Raw genomic sequence first — 17,766 nt, 5'->3', positions numbered from 1 at the left:
GCCCCGTCATGCGGGTGCGCTCCGGCTTGCCAGCGAGCCGCCGCCCGGTACAATCAAACGAAACACAACGAGCAGGACACCATGGAAGAGGACGACATCGTCGCCGTATGGTCCGAACGCGTGCGTTCGGCCAGCGCCGAGGGACGCGCGGTGCGCATCCGCGGCGGCGGCACCAAAGACTGGTATGGCCAGACGCTGGAAGGTGAGATCCTCGACACGCGCGCTTATCGCGGCATCATCGCGTACGATCCGGCCGAGCTCGTGATCACCGCGCGCGCGGGAACACCGCTGCTGGAAATCGAAGCCGCGCTCGCCGAGCACAACCAGATGCTGCCGTTCGAGCCGCCGCACTTCGGGCCGCAGGCCACCTTCGGCGGCTGCATCGCCGCTGGGATTTCGGGGCCGCGCAGGCCGGCCGTCGGCGCCGCGCGCGACTTCGTGCTCGGCGCCGTCGTGATGAACGGCCGGGGGCAGGTGCTGCACTTCGGCGGCCAGGTCGTCAAGAACGTCGCGGGTTACGACGTGTCGCGGCTGCTCGCGGGCTCGCTCGGCACGCTCGGGCTGATCCTCGAACTGTCGGTCAAAGTGCTGCCGCGGCCGCAGGTCGAAGCCACGCTGAAGTTCGACATGAACGGCACCGACGCGGTACGCAAGCTCAACGAATGGGGCGGCCGGCCCCTGCCGATCACCGCGAGCGCATGGCGCAACGGCACGCTCGCGGTGCGCCTGGGCGGCGCGGAAGCCGCGGTCAAAGCAGCGCGCACCGGGCTCGGCGGCGAAGTCGTCGATGCGGTTGAAGCTGAACGCTTCTGGGCCGGCCTGCGCGAACAGACCGATTCGTTTTTCGCGGGCATTCCACCGAAGGCCGCGCTGTGGCGTCTCGCGCTACCGTCGATCACCGAGCCGCTGCAGCTGCCCGGCGCGCAACTGATGGAATGGGGCGGCGGCCAGCGCTGGTGGATCACCGACACCGACGCGCAAACCGTGCGCATCAGCGCGAAACAGGCCGGCGGCCACGCGACCATCTTCCGCAGCGGCCACGGCTACGACCGCAGCGCCGGCGTATTCACACCGCTGCCCGCGCCGCTGATGAAAATCCATCGCGGCCTCAAACATGCATTCGACCCGGCCCGCATCTTCAACCGCGGCCGTCTCTACTCCGACTTCTGAGCGACGCGATGCAAACCAACCTCGCGGACTTCATTCGTAATACGCCCGATGGCAACGAAGCGGACGCCATCCTGCGCAAATGCGTGCATTGCGGTTTCTGCACCGCCACCTGCCCAACCTACCAACTGCTTGGCGACGAGCTCGACGGCCCGCGCGGGCGCATCTATCTGATCAAGCAGATGGTCGAAGGCGCGCCGGTCACGCGCAGCACGCAGGTTCACCTCGACCGCTGCCTGACCTGCCGCAATTGCGAATCGACCTGCCCGTCGGGCGTGCAATATGGGCGGCTCGTCGAAATCGGCCGCAAGCTCACCGAAGAGAAAGTCACGCGTCCGCTCAATCAGCGGCTGATGCGGCGCCTGCTCGCGAGCGTGCTGCCGAACAGCGCGATCTTCACGCCGGCGATGCGGCTGGGTCAGCACGTGCGCGGCCTGCTGCCGAAGAAGCTGCGCGACAAGGTGCCCGCGCGCCAGCACCCGCTCGAATGGCCGAGCGCAAAACACGAACGCAAGGTGCTGATGCTGGCGGGCTGCGTGCAACCGTCAATGATGCCGAACGTCAACATCGCGACCGCGCGCGTGTTCGATGCGCTCGGCATCGAAACGCTGATCGCACCCGACGCCGGCTGCTGCGGCGCGATCCGCCTGCACCTCGGCTACCACGAAGAAGCGCTCGACGACCTGCGCGCGAACATCGACGCATGGTGGCCCTACGTCGAACAGGGCGTTGAAGCGATCGTGATGAACGCGTCGGGCTGCGGCGCGACGGTCAAGGAATACGCGCACCTGCTGCGCCTCGATCCGAACTATGCCGAGAAGGCGCGCCGCATCGTCGAATTGACGCGCGACGTCTCCGAGATCCTGCCCGAGTTCGAAGAACAGCTCGTCGCCATCACGCGCCGCCGCTCGGTACACACGGTCGCGTTTCATCCACCCTGCACGCTGCAGCATGGCCAGCAGATCCGCGGCAAGGTCGAGCAACTGCTCAGCGCGCTCGGCGTCGAAGTGCGCCTGCCCGTCGACAGCCATCTGTGCTGCGGCTCGGCCGGCGCCTACTCGCTGCTGCAGCCGCGCCTGTCGTATGCGCTGCGCGACCAGAAGCTCGAGCGTTTGCAGGCGCAGGAGCCGCAGGTGATCGTGTCGGCGAACGTCGGTTGCATCGCGCATCTGCAAAGCGGTACGTCGACGCCCGTCGCGCACTGGATCGAACTGGTCGAGCACATGCTGTCCGTATAATCGGGGCATCGTCTTCGCTGAACACCGGTTCGTTCCATGTTTGATCTGCCTCACAATCTCGCCGACGTGCACGAGCGCATCGCCAGGGCCGCGCAAGCGGCCCACCGCGACGCGCAGTCCGTGACGCTGCTCGCGGTCTCCAAGACGTTTCCCGCCGATGCCGTGCGCGCCGCTCATGCGGCCGGTCAGCGCGCATTCGGCGAGAACTACGTGCAGGAAGCGCTCGACAAGATCCAGACACTTGCCGATCTGCGCGCGTCGCTCGAATGGCATTTCATCGGGCCGCTGCAATCGAACAAGACGCGGCCCGTCGCCGAGCATTTCGACTGGGTACATTCGGTCGATCGGCTGAAGATCGCGCAGCGGCTGTCGGAGCAGCGCCCGGACAACCTGCCGCCGCTCAACGTGTGCCTGCAGGTCAACGTCAGCGGTGAAGCGTCGAAGAGTGGCGTCGCCATCGCCGAGACGGCCGCTATCGCGCAGCAGATCGCCGCGCTGCCGAAGCTGAAGCTGCGCGGACTGATGTCGATTCCCGAACCGGGCGGCGATCTCGCAGAACAACGCGCGCCGCATCGCCAATTGCGCGAGCTGTTCGAGCGCTTGCGTAACGACGGGCTCGCGCTCGATACGCTGTCGATGGGCATGTCGGCCGACCTTGAAGCAGCCGTGCTCGAAGGCGCGACGATCGTGCGCGTCGGCACCGCGATCTTCGGCGCACGCGATTATTCGCGCTGAGCATTTCCACGGGCCTTGCGCGAACCTGGCTGCGCGAAGCCCTCACCGCATCTCATCTGAACCTACCCGGACCATCATGAAAATTGCGTTTATCGGCGGCGGCAACATGGCCGCGGCGTTGATCGGCGGCCTCATCAAGCGGGGCGTCGCGCCCGCGGACCTGTACGCGGTCGATCCGAACGAAGACGCGCGCCAGCGCAACGAGCAGCAATTCGGCATCCGCACCGGCGCGGCCGCCGACGTCACGCTCGCCGACTACGACGCGGTCGTGCTCGCGGTGAAGCCGCAGATCCTGAAGAGCGTCGCCGGGACGCTGGCGCCGCATCTGCGCGCGTCGCAACTCGTCGTCAGCATCGTCGCGGGCATTCGGATCGGCGACATGTCGCGCTGGCTCGCTGGCCACAACCGCGTCGTGCGCGTGATGCCGAATACGCCGGCGCTGATCGGCATGGGCGTCACGGGTCTCGTCGCCAGCAGCAGCGTCGACGAAGCGGGCCGCGCGCTCGCATCGCAGGTGCTCGGCGCGGTCGGCGAAACCGTCTGGTTCGACGACGAAGCGAAGATCGACGCGGTCACCGCGATCTCGGGCAGCGGGCCGGCCTACGTGTTCTATTTCATTGAAGCGCTGCAGGAAGCCGCGCGCCAGCTCGGTATGGACGAAGCGCAGGGCCGCGCGCTGGCGGTCGCGACCTTCACGGGCGCCGCGCAACTCGCGGCCAATTCCGACGAGCCGCCGAGCGTGCTGCGCGAGCGCGTGACATCTAAAGGCGGCACGACTGCGGCAGCACTCGCCTCGTTCGAAGCGAGCGGCATCAAGGACGCGATCGTGCGCGGCGCACTGGCCGCCGACGCGCGGGCGCGCGAAATGGGCGACGAGTTCGGCAAGCAGTAACGCGAACCGGCGTCGAAAAGAAACAGCGGAAACAGACACGCCGTAGCGCGACTGTCCTTCTTCTCATCAGGGCAGGCGCCTACGGCGTGTAGAAACGCAGCGGTCTGAAGCCAGAAAAGCGCTGACGCGAATTAAAACGAAGCCACCACGTAATGCGCGGCGATCCCCGCGAACAACGCGCCGCCGAGCCAGTTGTTGTGACGGAACGCGGCAAAGCACGGCATGCGCTCGCGATGGCGGATCAGCGTGTAGTGATAGATCGCGCAACCCACCGCGACCGCCCAGCCAAGCCAGTACAGCGGACCAAACCCGAGCGTCACGCCGATGCCGACGTAAATCCCGAGCGTCACCGCATAGCACAGCATGACCGCGGCCACGTCGAAACGGCCGAACGTCAGCGCGGACGTCCGGATGCCGATCTTGATGTCGTCGTCGCGATCGACCATCGCGTATTCGGTGTCGTACGCAACGGCCCAGAAGATGTTCGCGACCAGCATCACCCACGCGAGCAGCGGCACGTGATCCTGCACAGCGGCGAACGCCATCGGAATACCGAAGCCGAACGCGATGCCCAGATACGCCTGCGGAATCGCGAAGAAGCGCTTCATGAACGGATACGTGCCGGCGACGAACAGCGCGACCACCGACAACTCCTTGGTCAATGCATTGAGCGGCTGAATCAGTAGAAACGCGACCAGCGACAGCACGGTTGCCAACCCGACCGCTTCCCACGCATTGATCTTGCCGGACGTGATCGGCCGGTTCTCGGTGCGCTTCACGTGACGGTCGAAATCGCGGTCCGCGTAGTCGTTGATCGCGCAGCCGGCCGAGCGCATCAGCACCGTGCCGAGCGTGAAGATCACCAGCAATTGCCACGACGGATGACCGCCGGACGCGATCCACAGTGCGTTGAGCGTCGGCCACAGCAGCAGCAGGCTGCCGATCGGCTTGTCCATGCGCACGAGGCGCAGATACAGGGGAAGTCGGGCGAACATGGGACGAATTCGGTGAAGTGCGAACACGGTGCGCCTATTTTACGGGAAGCACACGGCGGCCCAGGATTCGCGCGGCCGCGTATCGAAGTGCCACGCGCTCGAATCTGTGCGTCGTGCGGCAGCGGCGCAAAAAACAAAGCCTCCCGTGCAGGGAGGCTTGTGCGCTTTTTACACGGCGCGCGCGATTCCGGCGCCGGCATCGGACTTGACTCGACCGGCTCAGCTGCGCCAAATCAGGCGAGCAGCGAGCGCAGCATCCATGCGGTCTTTTCGTGTGTCTGCATGCGTTGCGTGAGCAGGTCGGCGGTCGGCTCGTCGTTGGCGGCTTCCGTCGACGGGAAAATCGCGCGCGCGGTGCGCACCACCGCTTCCTGACCTTCGACCAGCTGACGGATCATGTCTTCCGCGGCCGGCACGCCGTCCGCTTCGGGGATCGACGACAGCTTCGCGAAATCCTTGTAGCTGCCCGGCGCATGCACACCCAATGCGCGGATGCGTTCGGCGATCGAGTCGACCGCGAGCGCGAGTTCGTTGTACTGCGTTTCGAACATCAGGTGCAGCGTATTGAACATCGGACCCGTGACGTTCCAGTGGAAGTTGTGGGTCTTCAGGTACAGCGTGTAGGTGTCGGCGAGCAGACGCGACAGCCCTTCGGCGATCTTCTTGCGATCCTTGTCGCTGATCCCGATGTTGACGTGCTGTACTGCTGCGGCGGCTTCTTTCTTTGCCATGATGACTCCTTTGAAGAGTGATGCGAACCGGTCGGCAGATAACGGTCAGCGAAAACACGAATAAAACGTTCGCCAGTGTAGCGTGAATGCCGCAAGGTTTGCGCAACGCGTGCCCGAGAGCCTTGCTGCGCAGCCATTCTGGCGGTACGGCGCTCAGCTGCCCAGCGCGTGTTGCAACGCCTGCGCGGCGATTACCGCAAAGCCGCTCGCGACGATCGCAAAGCCCAGCGCCTTGCGAAACATCAACGCCTGCCATTGCGCCTGCATGCTCGGCGCGGCGGCCCGACCGCCAATGCTCGCCATCATCATCCGAATCATGATCGTACTCCGGGTTCGTCTCGTGACGGAGCGCAGCAATGCGCCGCGCCGTCGATTGCTTTGCCACTGCTTTGCCATCCGCCGCGTATATGACGCCTAGCGGTTCCTGCCTTCCCGCAACGCGGCGAGCGCCGCGATCACACCTTCCGCGTAAGCCGGATCGGCGCGGCGGAAATGCTCGATCTGACGCGCGACGATCTCCTGCGGCACGCCGTCGATATGTCGCGCGATATTGCCGAACAGACGCTCACGTTGCGCGTCGTCGAACAGCGCGAACAACATGCGCGGCTGCGTGTAGTAGTCGTCGTCCTCGCGATGCTCGTAACGCGCGACCGCGCCCGCCGCGAGCGGCGGCTCGGACGCGTTCGCGTCCTGCATGAAGTCGCCGAAGCGATTCGGCTCGTAATTCACGTTGCCGCCGCGATTGCCGTCGGTGCGCAGCGCGCCATCGCGATGAAACGAATGCGGGTTCGGCACGCGCGGCGCATTCACCGGAATCTGGTGATGATTGATGCCGAGCCGGTAACGCTGCGTATCGCCGTACGAGAACAGCCGCCCCTGCAACAGACGGTCCGGCGAAAATCCGATGCCCGGCACCACGTTCGCCGGCGTGAACGCCGCCTGCTCGACGTCCGCGAAATAGTTCGCCGCGTTGCGATTCAGTTCGAGCGTGCCGACGTCGATCAACGGATAGTCCTTCTGCGACCACACCTTCGTGATGTCGAACGGATTGAAGCGGTAGTTCGCCGCATCCGCTTCCGGCATCACCTGAATTGCGAAGCGCCACTTCGGAAAGTTGCCCGCGTCGATGCTGTTCACCAGGTCGCGCTGCGCGCTTTCGCGGTCATTGGCGACTACCTGCGCGGCATCGGCGTCGGTGAAGTTCTCGATGCCTTGCAGCGACTTGAAGTGGAACTTGACCCAGAAACGCTCGTTGCTCGCGTTGATGAACGAGTACGTGTGCGAGCCGAAGCCGTGCATCTGCCGGTAGTTCTTCGGAATGCCGCGATCGCTCATCAGAATCGTCACCTGATGCAGCGACTCCGGATGACTCGACCAGAAGTCCCACGCGGCGACGTTGCTGCGCAGATTCGTGTACGGATCACGCTTCTGCGTATGAATGAAGTCCGGAAACTTGAGCGGATCGCGAATGAAGAACACCGGCGTGTTGTTGCCGACCACGTCCCAGTTGCCTTCCCCGGTGTAGAACTTGATCGAGAAGCCGCGCACGTCGCGCTCGGCGTCGGCCGCGCCACGCTCGCCGGCCACCGTCGAAAAGCGCATGAAAAGCGGCGTTTCCTGGCCGACCTGCGCGAATACCTTCGCCTTCGTGTAGCGCGAAATGTCGTGCGTCACCGTCAGCGTGCCGAACGCGCCCGAACCCTTCGCGTGAACGCGCCGCTCGGGAATCACTTCGCGATCGAAGTGCGCGAGCTTTTCGAGCAGCCAGACGTCCTGCAGCACCACGGGGCCACGCGGGCCGGCGGTCATCGAGTTCTGGTTATCGGCGACGGGCGCGCCGGCGGCATTGGTGAGCTTACGTTCGGACATGGGCACTCCTGCGTGGTTTCTATCGAATCGGGGAAAAGCATGCGGCATCCATGCGCGACGGACGCCGTCACGGGTAGGCGCGTCAGGCGGCCAGCACCCGGTCGGCCAGCAACGACACGGCGACCGTACGGATACTCGGCGCGGCAGCCGTCGTGGCCGGTTGCGCGGGAAAAGCGTGGATGGGCTGTGAAACCGCTTGCATGGTGTTTTCCTCCTGAGTTGTCTCGCGCCCCGACTCGGAGTCTGGGCGCTGAGCCTTATCGAATAAGGGGATCGGGCGATCCCTTGAGGAAACTATAGCAACATCTATCGAATATTCTTATTTGATTAATTTAATCTATTCGATAGGGCTTGCGCCCTTTTTGCGGCAGGCCGCACCGGTGTCCGGCGCGGCTGCGGATGATGGCGAGTCAGTTGACGGCGGCGGGCAGATCGAGCTTTTTGACGCCCGGCAGGTCGCACGCGGCGATTGCGTCGCAGATCGCGTCGATCGCGGGCATGCGCGTGAAGCTCTTGCGCCATGCCAGCACGACGCGGCGATCGGGCACCGGCTCGTCGAACGCGACATAGCTGAGCAGGCCCGCGTCGATACCGCCCGCATGTGGCTTGACCTCGTGCACCGACATGCGCGGCAGCACGGTAATGCCGACGCCGCTTGCGACCATATGACGAATCGTTTCGAGCGACGAGCCCTCGAAGGTCTTCTGGATGCCGTCGGCGTTCTGCGAAAAGCGCATCAGCTCGGGACACACGCCGAGCACGTGATCGCGGAAGCAGTGGCCGCTGCCGAGCAGCAGCATGGTTTCCTGCTTCAGGTCGTCGGGGTCGATCTTCGGGCGGCTTTCCCATGCGTGGCCGGACGGCAGCGCGACGACGAACGGCTCGTCGTACAGCGGACGCAGCATCAGCCCGGTTTCGGGAAACGGCAGCGCCATGATCGCCACGTCGATTTCGCCCTGCTTGAGCAGCTCGATCAGCTTCAGCGTGTAGTTTTCCTGCAGCATCAGCGGCATTTGCGGCACGCGCTGGATCATCTGCTTGACGAGCGTCGGCAGCAGGTACGGCCCGATGGTGTAAATCACGCCGAGGCGCAGCGGACCGAGCAGCGGGTCCTTGCCCTGCTTGGCGATTTCCTTGATCGCGAGCGTCTGCTCGAGCACGCGTTGCGCCTGCGTAACGATCTGTTCGCCAATCGGCGTCACGCTGACCTCGCTGGTGCCGCGCTCGAAAATCTGCACGTTCAGCTCGTCTTCGAGCTTCTTGATGGCGACGGACAGCGTGGGCTGGCTGACGAAACACGCTTCGGCGGCACGGCCGAAGTGCCGCTCGCGGGCCACCGCCACGATGTATTTCAATTCGGTGAGCGTCATTCGGGGATCAATCAGTCTGATGGATTCGATAGGTTCTAGTTATACACCTATAGGGTCGGTTCGCCAACTTTTTAGCCGTTGTGCTTGCGGCGGGGACGGCGCTCAGGCCTTCAGATACTGCTCGCGCGCGCCGAGCCAGCGCGCCAGATGCTGAATGACCACGTCCGGATATTGGTCGAGCAGCGTCGCGGCGGCTTCGCGCGCCGGCTCGATGAGGTGCTGATCGTTCTGCAGGTCGGCGAAACGCAGCATCGCGGCGCCTGACTGCCGCGCGCCGAGGAACTCGCCAGGCCCGCGGATTTCGAGGTCGCGGCGGGCAATTTCGAAGCCGTCGGTGGTTTCGCGCATCGTTTGCAGGCGCGCGCGGGCGGTCATCGACAGCGGTCCGGTGTAGAGCAGCACGCAGACCGACGCGGCGCTGCCGCGCCCCACGCGTCCGCGCAACTGATGCAGCTGCGCGAGACCGAAGCGCTCCGCATGCTCGATCACCATCAACGATGCGTTCGGCACGTCGACGCCGACTTCGATCACCGTGGTCGCGACCAGCAGCTGGATCTCGTTGCGCGAGAACGCGTCCATCACCGTGGCCTTTTCGGCGGGCGCGAGGCGCCCGTGCACCAGCCCGACCTTCAGCTCGGGCAGCGCGGCCACCAGCGTCTCGTAGGTCTCGACCGCGGTTTGCAACTGCAGGGTCTCGCTTTCCTCGATCAGCGGACACACCCAGTACACCTGGCGCCCCGTCAACGCCGCCTCGCGCACGCGGCCGATCACCTCTTCGCGGCGCGCGTCGGACACGAGCTTCGTGAGGATCGGGGTGCGGCCGGGCGGCAGTTCGTCGATCGTGGAGACGTCGAGGTCCGCGTAGTAGGTCATGGCGAGCGTGCGCGGAATCGGCGTCGCGGACATCATGAGTTGATGCGGCTGGAAGTCGGCCGCGCCGTCGGCGGCGCCCTGCGCCTTCGCGCGCAACGCGAGCCGTTGCGCGACGCCGAAGCGATGCTGCTCGTCCACGATCACGAGTCCGAGGCGCGCGAACTCGACCGCGTCCTGGATGATCGCGTGCGTGCCGATCACGAGCTGCGCGGTGCCGAGCGCGGCCGCTTCGATCGCGGCGCGCTTCTCCTTCGTCTTCAGACTGCCCGCGAGCCACGCGACATTCACGCCGAGCGGCTCGAGCCAGCCGCGCAATTTGCGCGCGTGCTGCTCGGCGAGAATTTCGGTCGGCGCCATCAGCGCGGCTTGGTAGCCGGCGTCGATCGCCTGCGCGGCGGCGAGCGCCGCGACGATCGTCTTGCCGCTGCCGACGTCCCCCTGCAACAGCCGCTGCATCGGATGCGGCTGCGTCAGGTCGAGTGCGATCTCGCCGCCGACGCGCTGCTGCGCGGCCGTCAGCGAAAACGGCAGCGCCTTCAGCAGCCGCGCGACCAGCGCCGACTCGTCGCCGAGCTTGCGGCGCGGCATGGCCGGCGCGGCGCGCGTGCGCCGCTCGTCGTGCGCGCGCTTCAGCGACATCTGCTGCGCGAGCAGCTCCTCGAACTTGATGCGCACCCAGGCCGGATGCGTGCCGTCGATCAGCGCCGTTTCGTCCGACTGCGGGCCCGGATGATGCAGCGTGCGCACCGCGTCCATCAGCGCCGGCACGCCGAGCGGTTCGAGAAACGCGCGCGCGACCGGCGCGGGCAGCAGCTCCGGCAGCGACGTGCGCGCGAGCGCGTTGTCGATCGCCTTGCGCAGATACGCCTGCGACACGCCCGCGGTGCTCGGATAGACCGGCGTCAGCACCTGCGGCAGCGGCGTGTCTTCGTCGACGACGCGCACGGTCGGATGCACCATCTCCATGCCGAAGAAGCCGCCCCGCACGTCGCCGCGCACGCGCAGGCGCGCGCCGGGCGCCATCTGCTTGACCTGCGAGCCGTAGAAATTCAGAAAGCGCAGCACGAGTTCGTCGCCGTCGGCGTCGCGCAGCTTCACGAGCAGCTGCCGGCGCGGGCGATAGGCGATCTCGTTGTCGAACACCACGCCTTCGGCTTGCGCTATGCCGCCGGGCAGCAAGTGACCGATCGGCGTCAGCGAGGTTTCGTCTTCGTAGCGCATCGGCAGATGCAGCACGAGGTCGATGTCGCGTGTGAGGCCGAGTTTGGCGAGCTTGTCGGCGGTTTTGACCGGGGCTTTGGCGGCGGCTTTTGCCGCGCCTTTGGTTTTGGCGGCGGGTTTGTCGTCGCTCGCGCGGTCGGCGGCGAATTGATCCGGCGGGCCGCCCGCGTGGCCGCCGGGCTTGTCGCCGTCGCGCCCGAGATCGTGGCCGGCGGACATCATGCCGCCTTGCGCGCCATCTTCCGCCGCATCCCGCTCCCCCGCCTCCGCCCGCGCACCGCGGCGCCGCGGTTCGGCGCCCGCTTCGAGGGTGGCAACGGACGATCGGCGGTCGGACAAAGGCATAGGCTGCTTCGCAAGTACAATATCGGGTGCTGTCGAAAAGAAGTCGTGCCGCCCTTCGCGCGTCCAGCGTAGGCAGGATGCGGCACAAAGCGCGCGGGCCGCTTCGGCGTCCCGCCATCATAGCCGCCCGGCTCCGGCTTCGGCTCAATTCAGTCCCAAATCAGTCCCAACCCGCTTCCAGTCGTTCGCATGTTTACGCTTTCCGATTTCGATTTCGATCTGCCGCCCGAGCTGATCGCGCAAGTCGCGCTGCCCGAGCGCAGCGCAAGCCGTCTGCTCGATGTGGACGCCGCAGGCGCCGCCGACGGCGCCGCGCGCCTGATCGACCGCCGCTTCACCGAACTGCCCGAGTGCCTCGCGCCGGGCGATCTGCTCGTCTTCAACGATACCAAAGTGCTGAAGGCGCGCTTCTTCGGCCAGAAGTCGAGCGGCGGCAAGATCGAAGTGCTGGTCGAGCGCCTGACTGGCGAGCGCAGCGCGCTCGCGCAGATCCGGGCGAGCAAGAGCCCGCAGGCGGGCACGACGATCCGTCTCGCGGATGCGTTCGACGTCACCGTCGGCGAGCGCGTCGATCAGTTCTACACGCTGCATTTCCCCGACGACTGTCTGACGCTGATCGAGCAGTACGGCCGTCTGCCGCTGCCGCCGTACATCGAGCACGACCCCGACGCGACCGACGAAACCCGCTATCAGACCGTATTCGCGCAGAACCCGGGCGCGGTCGCCGCGCCGACCGCCGGCCTGCACTTCGACGACACGCTGCTCGCCCGGCTCGACGCCCTCGGCATCGACCGCGCGACGCTGACGCTGCACGTCGGCGCGGGCACGTTTCAGCCGGTGCGCGTCGAAAACATCGCCGAGCACAAGATGCACAGCGAGTGGTATCACCTGCCGCAAGCGCTCGCGGACAAGATCGCCGCGACCAAAGCGCGCGGCAACCGCGTGATCGCGGTCGGCACGACGTCGATGCGCGCGCTCGAAGCCGCCGCGCGCGACGCCGAAGCCGCCGGCCATCCGCTCGGCGCGGCGAGCGCGGAAACCGACATCTTCATCACGCCGGGCTACCGGTTCCGCGTGGTCGACCGGCTGGTCACGAACTTCCATTTGCCGAAATCTACGCTGCTGATGCTGGTGTCGGCGTTCGCGGGCGTCGAGACGATTCGCGCCGCGTACCGTCATGCGATCGACGAGCGCTATCGTTTTTTCAGCTACGGTGACGCGATGCTGCTCACGCGGCGCGATGCATGAGCCGGTTCGCGCACTGCTTCAGCGTATTGGCAGTTTTCCTAGTCGCCGCGATCCCTCGTGGCGGTTTTCATTGATTGCGCCGGACTGTTTTCCGGTAGCCCAGGAGTGATCCCCATGACCCTTGGTCATCCCTCGCAACAGTCTGCCCACGAGCGCCCCGAGAACGGCCTCAAATTCGAACTGCTCGGCACCGACGGCCTCGCGCGCCGCGGCCGCGTCACGCTCAATCACGGCGTGGTGGAGACGCCGATCTTCATGCCGGTCGGCACCTACGGCACCGTGAAGGCGGTCCAGCCGCGCGAGCTCGACGAAATGCACGCGCAGATCATCCTCGGCAATACGTTTCACCTGTGGCTGCGACCCGGCCTCGAAACCATCGAGGCGCACGGCGGCCTGCACGGCTTCATGGGCTGGAAGAAGCCGATCCTGACCGACTCGGGCGGCTTCCAGGTGTTCTCGCTCGGCGACCTGCGCAAGATCACCGAGGACGGCGTCACGTTCGCGTCGCCGATCAACGGCGACCGGCTGTTCCTGTCGCCGGAAGTGTCGATGCAGATCCAGAAGCTGCTGAACTCGGACATCGTGATGCAGTTCGACGAATGCACGCCGTACGCGACCGACAACATCCCGACCTCGCACACGGAAGCCGCCGAATCGATGCGCATGTCGATGCGCTGGGCGCAACGCTCGATCGACGAATTCGAGCGCCTCGGCAATCCGAATGCACTGTTCGGCATCGTGCAGGGCGGCATGTTCGAGGATCTGCGCGACGAGTCGCTCGCCGGCCTCGCGGAGAAGAACTTCCACGGCCTCGCGATCGGCGGTCTGTCGGTCGGCGAGCCGAAGGAAGACATGATGCGGATCCTGAACCACATCGGCCCCAAGCTGCCGGCCGACAAGCCGCACTACCTGATGGGCGTCGGCACGCCGGAAGACCTGGTGGCCGGCGTCGCGGCCGGCGTCGACATGTTCGACTGCGTGATGCCCACGCGCAACGCGCGCAACGGCTGGCTCTTCACGCGTTTCGGCGACATCAAGATCCGCAACGCGACGCACAGGAACTCGCTGCGCCCGCTCGACGAGCAATGCGGCTGCTACACCTGCCGCAACTTCACGCGCGGCTATCTGCACCACCTGCATCGCGTCGGCGAAATTCTCGGCGCGCAGCTGAACACGATCCACAACCTGCATTACTACCTGGAACTGATGCAGGAAATGCGCGATGCGATCGAGGCGAAACTGTTCGAGACATTCCGCAAGCGTTTCCACGAAGACCGCGCGCGCGGCGTCGAACCGTCGTCCTGACGGCCCGCCACATGGATTGCGCATGCCGCACGCGGACAACTTACAATTTACTTTCGCCGGCCGCTGAATTTGCCCCGAATCGGACCTTTAAACGGTTGATCCCAAAGCCGATTCGCCGCGCCGGCGCGCGTGTGGCCGGTGGTAGAATAATCGGCTGATTTTTTTGATCGTTTGACTGATAACGGAGAGACCAACGTGTCGTTCATTTCCAATGCCTTCGCGCAAGGCGCAGCAGCAGGTGGTATCGAATCGAACCTGATGAGCTTCCTGCCGCTGATCCTGATGTTCGGCGTGCTGTACTTCATCATGATTCGCCCGCAAATGAAGCGTCAGAAGGAACATCGCAACATGCTCGCAGCGATGGCCAGGGGCGATGAAGTCGTGACGAACGGCGGTATCGTCGGCAAGGTGACGAAGGTGGGCGAAGCCTACGTCGGCATCGAAATCTCGGAAGGCACGGAAGTCACCGTGCAAAAGGCGTCGGTCACGACAATTCTCCCGAAGGGCACGATCAAGTCGCTGTAAGGCCTGCACTCCCCGCGTCCGGTGCGGCCTCGCCGGCGGTTCAGGCACTTCGCTGAACGGCCCGCGCTCATCGCCGGACGCATCGCATCCAAGCCAACCTTCCCGTTGGACCACTCATGAATCGCTACCCCCTCTGGAAATACGCCGTGATGCTGGTGGCTCTGGTCATCGGCCTCGTGTACACGCTGCCCAATCTGTACGGCGAAGCGCCGGCGGTGCAGGTGTCGAGCGGCAAGGCCACGGTCAGACTCGACGCCGCCACGCTAGCGTCGATCGAAGCCGCGCTCGCGGCCAATCACATCAAGCCGACCGCAATCACGTTCGACAACTCGCAGAACAACGCGAACATCCGCGTGCGCCTGACGGACACGGACACGCAGCTGCGCGTGAAAGACCTGCTGCAGAAGTCGCTCAATAGCGACCCGAACGATCCGCAGTACGTCGTCGCACTGAACCTGCAAAGCGCGTCGCCGACCTGGATGACCGCGCTGCGCGCGCTGCCGATGTACCTCGGTCTCGACCTGCGCGGCGGTGTGCACTTCCTGCTGCAGGTCGACATGGCCGGCGCGCTGAACAAGAAGCTCGACTCGGACGCCTCGGACGTGCGCACGCTGCTGCGCGACAACAACGTGCGCGACGGCGGCGTGAATCGCGTGAACCAGTCGGTGGTGGTGAATCTGGCCGACCAGGCCACGGCGGACGCGGCACTCAAGCTGCTCGGCCGCAGCGTCAGCGAACTTCAGTGGGCGTCGCAGCCGAACACCGGCGCGGACGGCGGCGTGCAGCTCGTCGGCACCTTTACGCCGGCCGTGCAGCGCGAGGTGCAGGACGCCGCGCTCAAGCAGAACATCACGACGCTGCATAACCGCGTGAACGAACTCGGCGTGGCCGAGCCGGTGATCCAGCAACAGGGCACGGACCGCATCGTCGTCGAGCTGCCGGGCGTGCAGGACACCGCGAAGGCGAAGGACATCATCGGCCGTACGGCGACGCTCGAAGCGCGCCTCGCCGATCCGGTCAACACGCATCCGAACCCGAACGAGCCGGTGCCGCCGGGCGATGAACTCTTCACGCAAGGCAACCAGACGCCGGTGCTGCTGCGCAAGCAGGTGATCTTCACCGGCGACCGCATCATCGACGCGTCGGCGGGCTTCGACGAGCATCAGCGTCCGTCGGTCAATATCCGTCTCGACTCGGCCGGCGGCCGCGCGGTGCGCGCGGTATCGCGTGACAACATCGGCAAGCCAATGGCGATGGTGCTGTTCGAGCGCGGCAAGGGCGAAGTGCTGACCGTCGCGACGATTCAGTCGGAACTGGGCGACCGCTTCCAGATCACCGGCCAGCCGACCCCGCAAGCGGCCGCCGACCTCGCGCTGCTGCTGCGCGCCGGTTCGCTCGCCGCGCCGATGGAAATCATCGAGGAACGCACGATCGGCCCGAGCCTCGGCGCCGACAATATCAAGAAGGGCTTCCACTCGGTCGTGTGGGGCTTCGCGGCGATCGCCGTGTTCATGATCGCGTACTACATGCTGTTCGGCGTGATCTCGATGATCGGCCTGTCCGTGAACCTGCTGCTGCTGGTCGCGGTGCTGTCGATGCTGCAGGCCACGCTCACGCTGCCGGGTATCGCCGCTATCGCGCTCGCGCTCGGTATGGCGATCGACGCGAACGTGCTGATCAACGAGCGCGTGCGCGAGGAACTGCGCCACGGCGCGCCACCGCAACTGGCCATCCAGAACGGCTACGCGCATGCATGGGCGACGATTCTCGACTCGAACGTGACCACGCTGATCGCCGGCCTCGCGCTGCTCGCGTTCGGCTCCGGTCCGGTGCGCGGCTTCGCGATCGTCCACTGTATCGGCATTCTGACGTCGATGTTCTCGGCGGTGTTCTTCTCGCGCGGCCTGGTCAACTTCTGGTACGGCGGCAAGAAGAAGCTGAAGTCGCTGTCCATCGGCCAGGTGTGGCGTCCGCAAACGGCAGCGGCAGGCTCGGCCGCGTATGCCGGCAACACCCTCGGCGGCAGCGACGCCGCGACCGACACCGCGCAGGCCATCGCCACGGCGAAGGCGAGCGCGAAGGCAAGCTCGAAGGCACCGGCCGCGGCCGGCGCGAAGGGTCGCGCGAAGCCGACCGTGCGCCGCCGCAATGCGCCGGGCACGCCGACGTCGAATGACTCGACGCGGCATAAACCGGGTTCATCCCGCTGAGTCCCGGAGAACAAGACCATGGAATTTTTCCGTTTCCGTAAAGACATTCCGTTCATGCAGCGCGCGTTGATCTTCAACGCGATCTCCCTGATCACCTTCCTCGCCGCCGTGTTCTTCCTCGTGCATCGCGGGCTGCATCTGTCGGTGGAATTCACCGGCGGTACCGTGATCGAGGTGCAGTATCCGGGCGCGGTTCCGCTCGACCCGGTGCGTAACACGCTCGGCAAGCTCGGCTATGCCGACGCGCAGGTGCAGAACTTCGGCTCCTCGCGCGACGTACTGATCCGTCTGCCGCTGAAGACGGGCTACACGTCCGCGCAGCAGAGCGACCAGGTGATGGGCGCGCTGAAGGCCGACACGCCGGAAGTGCAGTTGCAGCGCGTCGAGTTCGTCGGTCCACAGGTCGGCAAGGAGCTCGCCACCGACGGTCTGCTCGCGCTCGCCTGCGTGGTGGCCGGCATCGTGATCTACCTGTCGTTCCGCTTCGAATGGAAGTACGCGATCGCCGGCGTGATCGCCAACCTGCACGACGTCGTCATCATTCTCGGCTTCTTCGCGTTCTTCCAGTGGGAGTTCTCGCTGTCGGTGCTGGCCGCGGTGCTCGCGGTGCTCGGCTATTCGGTCAACGAGTCGGTCGTTATCTTCGACCGGATTCGCGAAACCTTCCGCCGCGAACGCAAGATGACCGTGATCGAAGTGATCAACCACGCAATCACCAGCACGATGTCGCGAACCGTCATCACGCACGGCTGTACGCAGATGATGGTGCTGTCGATGTTCCTGTTCGGCGGCCCGACGCTGCACTACTTCGCGCTCGCGCTGACGGTCGGTATTCTGTTCGGTATCTACTCGTCGGTGTTCGTCGCCGCGGCTCTTGCCATGTGGTTCGGCGTCAAGCGCGAAGACCTGATCAAGGACAAGAAGGAACGCGTCGATCCGGACGATCCGAACGCGGGCGCCCAGGTTTGATGCGCGCGTAACCGCTGAGGATGCGCACAATAAAAAAGGCCGGTTCTGTCGAACCGGCCTTTTGCGTTTACGT

At 65.4% G+C, this 17,766-nt stretch carries 15 protein-coding genes; 9 read left to right on the top strand and 6 right to left on the bottom strand.

Annotated features, from left to right (window positions below; genetic code table 11):
* Positions 1-81: 81 nt before the first annotated feature.
* The 4 genes from glcE (at position 82) to proC (ending at position 4,032) form a co-directional block, all read left to right on the top strand.
* Positions 82-1,170 carry a glycolate oxidase subunit GlcE gene (glcE, locus tag F6X40_RS07440; protein WP_187627308.1) on the top strand — a complete coding sequence of 363 codons (1,089 nt, stop codon included), beginning with the start codon at positions 82-84 and terminating at the stop codon, positions 1,168-1,170.
* Positions 1,171-1,178: 8 nt separating this feature from the next.
* Entirely contained in the window at positions 1,179-2,405 is a 1,227-nt protein-coding gene (glcF, locus tag F6X40_RS07435) for a glycolate oxidase subunit GlcF (protein WP_187627307.1), read from the top strand.
* Positions 2,406-2,441: 36 nt separating this feature from the next.
* Positions 2,442-3,140, top strand: coding sequence for a YggS family pyridoxal phosphate-dependent enzyme (locus F6X40_RS07430; protein WP_187627306.1), 699 nt, complete (start codon positions 2,442-2,444; stop codon positions 3,138-3,140).
* A gap of 76 nt (positions 3,141-3,216) precedes the next feature.
* Positions 3,217-4,032, top strand: coding sequence for a pyrroline-5-carboxylate reductase (gene proC, locus F6X40_RS07425; protein WP_187627305.1), 816 nt, complete (start codon positions 3,217-3,219; stop codon positions 4,030-4,032).
* A 131-nt stretch (positions 4,033-4,163) separates the two neighbouring features.
* On the opposite strand, the gene ubiA is transcribed toward proC, so the two are convergent.
* The 6 genes from ubiA to recG form a co-directional block, all read right to left on the bottom strand.
* Positions 4,164-5,027: a 4-hydroxybenzoate octaprenyltransferase gene (ubiA, locus tag F6X40_RS07420; RefSeq protein WP_187627304.1), complete on the bottom strand. Its 864-nt coding sequence runs from the start codon at positions 5,025-5,027 to the stop codon at positions 4,164-4,166.
* Between the two features lie 233 nt (positions 5,028-5,260).
* Entirely contained in the window at positions 5,261-5,758 is a 498-nt protein-coding gene (locus F6X40_RS07415; protein WP_184034504.1) for a Dps family protein, read from the bottom strand.
* 153 nt (positions 5,759-5,911) lie between these two features.
* The gene (locus F6X40_RS07410) at positions 5,912-6,076 is read right to left on the bottom strand and encodes a hypothetical protein (RefSeq protein WP_187627303.1); all 165 of its coding nucleotides are present in this window, start codon (positions 6,074-6,076) and stop codon (positions 5,912-5,914) included.
* 96 nt (positions 6,077-6,172) lie between these two features.
* Positions 6,173-7,627 (bottom strand): catalase, encoded by a 1,455-nt coding sequence (locus tag F6X40_RS07405; RefSeq protein WP_187627302.1) that lies wholly within the window; start codon positions 7,625-7,627, stop codon positions 6,173-6,175.
* A gap of 410 nt (positions 7,628-8,037) precedes the next feature.
* Positions 8,038-8,997: a LysR substrate-binding domain-containing protein gene (locus tag F6X40_RS07400; protein ID WP_187627301.1), complete on the bottom strand. Its 960-nt coding sequence runs from the start codon at positions 8,995-8,997 to the stop codon at positions 8,038-8,040.
* Between the two features lie 102 nt (positions 8,998-9,099).
* Positions 9,100-11,436 (bottom strand): ATP-dependent DNA helicase RecG, encoded by a 2,337-nt coding sequence (gene recG, locus F6X40_RS07395; protein WP_187627300.1) that lies wholly within the window; start codon positions 11,434-11,436, stop codon positions 9,100-9,102.
* A 189-nt stretch (positions 11,437-11,625) separates the two neighbouring features.
* Between recG and queA the strand changes: the two genes are divergently transcribed.
* The 5 genes from queA to secF all read left to right on the top strand — a co-directional run bounded on the left by queA (position 11,626) and on the right by secF (position 17,693).
* Positions 11,626-12,684, top strand: coding sequence for a tRNA preQ1(34) S-adenosylmethionine ribosyltransferase-isomerase QueA (queA, locus tag F6X40_RS07390; protein ID WP_184034518.1), 1,059 nt, complete (start codon positions 11,626-11,628; stop codon positions 12,682-12,684).
* A 114-nt stretch (positions 12,685-12,798) separates the two neighbouring features.
* On the top strand, positions 12,799-13,989 hold the full coding sequence (gene tgt, locus F6X40_RS07385) for a tRNA guanosine(34) transglycosylase Tgt (RefSeq protein ID WP_187627299.1): 1,191 nt from the start codon (positions 12,799-12,801) through the stop codon (positions 13,987-13,989).
* A 195-nt stretch (positions 13,990-14,184) separates the two neighbouring features.
* Complete coding sequence (yajC, locus tag F6X40_RS07380) at positions 14,185-14,514, top strand: preprotein translocase subunit YajC (protein ID WP_184034524.1); 330 nt, start codon at positions 14,185-14,187, stop codon at positions 14,512-14,514.
* Between the two features lie 116 nt (positions 14,515-14,630).
* A complete protein-coding gene (gene secD / locus F6X40_RS07375; protein WP_187627298.1) occupies positions 14,631-16,724 on the top strand; it encodes a protein translocase subunit SecD in 2,094 nt (697 codons plus the stop codon).
* Positions 16,725-16,742: 18 nt separating this feature from the next.
* Positions 16,743-17,693 carry a protein translocase subunit SecF gene (secF, locus tag F6X40_RS07370; RefSeq protein ID WP_184034530.1) on the top strand — a complete coding sequence of 317 codons (951 nt, stop codon included), beginning with the start codon at positions 16,743-16,745 and terminating at the stop codon, positions 17,691-17,693.
* Positions 17,694-17,766: the final 73 nt, after the last annotated feature.

Source organism: Paraburkholderia sp. UCT31, from assembly GCF_014397655.1.
GTDB classification, from domain to species: domain Bacteria; phylum Pseudomonadota; class Gammaproteobacteria; order Burkholderiales; family Burkholderiaceae; genus Paraburkholderia; species Paraburkholderia tuberum.
The sequence above is the reverse complement of the archived record's forward strand: the minus strand, read 5'-3'. Positions and strand labels throughout refer to the sequence as shown.

Bases quoted from the DNA above. Each gene is read 5' to 3' on its own strand.
- glcE (WP_187627308.1), top strand. From the start codon at position 82: ATGGAAGAGGACGACATCGTCGCCGTATGGTCCGAACGCGTGCGTTCG.
- glcF (WP_187627307.1), top strand. From the start codon at position 1,179: ATGCAAACCAACCTCGCGGACTTCATTCGTAATACGCCCGATGGCAAC.
- F6X40_RS07430 (WP_187627306.1), top strand. From the start codon at position 2,442: ATGTTTGATCTGCCTCACAATCTCGCCGACGTGCACGAGCGCATCGCC.
- proC (WP_187627305.1), top strand. From the start codon at position 3,217: ATGAAAATTGCGTTTATCGGCGGCGGCAACATGGCCGCGGCGTTGATC.
- ubiA (WP_187627304.1), bottom strand. From the start codon at position 5,027: ATGTTCGCCCGACTTCCCCTGTATCTGCGCCTCGTGCGCATGGACAAG.
- F6X40_RS07415 (WP_184034504.1), bottom strand. From the start codon at position 5,758: ATGGCAAAGAAAGAAGCCGCCGCAGCAGTACAGCACGTCAACATCGGG.
- F6X40_RS07410 (WP_187627303.1), bottom strand. From the start codon at position 6,076: ATGATTCGGATGATGATGGCGAGCATTGGCGGTCGGGCCGCCGCGCCG.
- F6X40_RS07405 (WP_187627302.1), bottom strand. From the start codon at position 7,627: ATGTCCGAACGTAAGCTCACCAATGCCGCCGGCGCGCCCGTCGCCGAT.
- F6X40_RS07400 (WP_187627301.1), bottom strand. From the start codon at position 8,997: ATGACGCTCACCGAATTGAAATACATCGTGGCGGTGGCCCGCGAGCGG.
- recG (WP_187627300.1), bottom strand. From the start codon at position 11,436: ATGCCTTTGTCCGACCGCCGATCGTCCGTTGCCACCCTCGAAGCGGGC.
- queA (WP_184034518.1), top strand. From the start codon at position 11,626: ATGTTTACGCTTTCCGATTTCGATTTCGATCTGCCGCCCGAGCTGATC.
- tgt (WP_187627299.1), top strand. From the start codon at position 12,799: ATGACCCTTGGTCATCCCTCGCAACAGTCTGCCCACGAGCGCCCCGAG.
- secD (WP_187627298.1), top strand. From the start codon at position 14,631: ATGAATCGCTACCCCCTCTGGAAATACGCCGTGATGCTGGTGGCTCTG.
- secF (WP_184034530.1), top strand. From the start codon at position 16,743: ATGGAATTTTTCCGTTTCCGTAAAGACATTCCGTTCATGCAGCGCGCG.